Origin of the sequence: Parabacteroides sp. Y3-G-102, assembly GCF_023656845.1 — a bacterium.
GTDB lineage: Bacteria > Bacteroidota > Bacteroidia > Bacteroidales > Tannerellaceae > Parabacteroides > Parabacteroides distasonis.
Genome location: NZ_JAMOKU010000103.1, coordinates 1 through 1,398, shown reverse-complemented (window position 1 = coordinate 1,398; position 1,398 = coordinate 1). Strand labels below are relative to the sequence as shown.

General features: G+C 43.8%; 2 protein-coding genes. Both read right to left on the bottom strand.

Features of this window, described 5'->3' with window-relative positions; genetic code table 11:
• Nucleotides 1-5: 5 nt before the first annotated feature.
• Nucleotides 6-989 carry an ISAon1 family transposase gene (locus NBH16_RS23230; RefSeq protein WP_016270043.1) on the bottom strand — a complete coding sequence of 328 codons (984 nt, stop codon included), beginning with the start codon at nt 987-989 and terminating at the stop codon, nt 6-8.
• The coding region (locus NBH16_RS23225; RefSeq protein ID WP_226892979.1) for an ISAon1 family transposase N-terminal region protein at nt 955-1,398 on the bottom strand (444 nt) is incomplete at its 5' end. The genes NBH16_RS23225 and NBH16_RS23230, both read right to left, overlap by 35 nt.

The following is a 1,398-nucleotide window of genomic DNA, read 5'->3' as shown; positions in this document are numbered from 1 at the left end:
GGGGATTAAGCATACAGCTTTGTAAGTCTGAAAAGAAAGAATTTTATATCCGTTACTCCTCTTAAAGCAGCTCTAAACGCCTTAATTTTAGCATTAAAAGACTCTGCAAATGCATTAGTTGCCCTGTTTACAAAGAAGTTCAAGACTTCATCATAGTGCTCGTAAAGTGTGGCGGCAATAACATTGAAACTCTTAAAGCCAGAGTCGTCCACTTTGTTGTACCATCGTGCAAGCGAGAGTCTTGCTGCATCTTTGACGGTATTCTTGGAAAATATCATTCTTAGGGAATGTGTAAGCGAATAGGCTTCTTTAAGATCAGGATACGTTTCAAAGAGCACCTCAGCTCTTTGTCTCTGACTTTCCGTCCATTTGTCGGCAGATTTAAAAAGCAGATATCTGCTGCGAGCCAACAACTGCTTGTGGGTATCACCATTTGCAAGCACAATTGGAGTGTATGCTTCGCCCAGGCATTTGGCTTCTTCCCTGGCATCCGTGTCTGCTTGAATGGCATCCCATCTATGCGCGATGCGCATCTCCTGCAAGGCATCACATGCAAGTTTCTGTATATGAAAGCGGTCTATGGTACGCATTGCATTCGGGAAACAGCGTCTGGCTATAAGTCGCATGGAATTCGACATATCCATTGTTATCTCCTTAACCAACAGTCTCTTGTCCTCGTCAATGCGCATAAGTGCTTCCGTGACAGCATCTGCCGCCACACCCTTTACAATAGCAATGATGGTACCTTTACCTCCACGTGAAGATCTGTTGCTTACTATAGTGTACAGCTCACCGTTGCTTGGAGCCGTTTCGTCAATGCAGATGCTTTCACCAATGTTCTCTGGAAAGACAAGCCAGTCTTCTGCATGTGAGAGTTCTGACCATTCACGATAGCCGCTGAGCACTTCCTTGTATTGCTTTTCAAACGTATCCCCGTTTATGTGATAATAGCGGTCAAGCGAACGGGAGGTCGTAGGAATCGTCTCCATACACTCCTTTTAAAAAAGCCGCAAACTCCTTGGAGTAGCGGGTTTCTTCAGCCTTCAGGTCGTAAGAGTCGGAGAAGTATCGGTTATTCTGCTTGTCATACCATTTGCGTCTTCTGACAATTAGGTCAACACCTTTATCGCGGATTGGAAAGTCACGTATAGTTACGGCTTCACAGAACCCTTTGGATTCAATCTCTGGGTTCTCTTTATATTCAGCCTTAACCGATTCATCAAGATAGATGCGGATAAGGGATGCCTCTTCTTCTACACGTACTACTTCAAAATTTGAAAGTATCTCTGATGGCAGAATCAACTGTGCCAATGCTAATAGTCCTTGATTGTTCATGGTACAAAGGTGCAAATTTTCTATAGAATTAAAGAATTTTCCCCCTGATTTATCGGGTGAGCC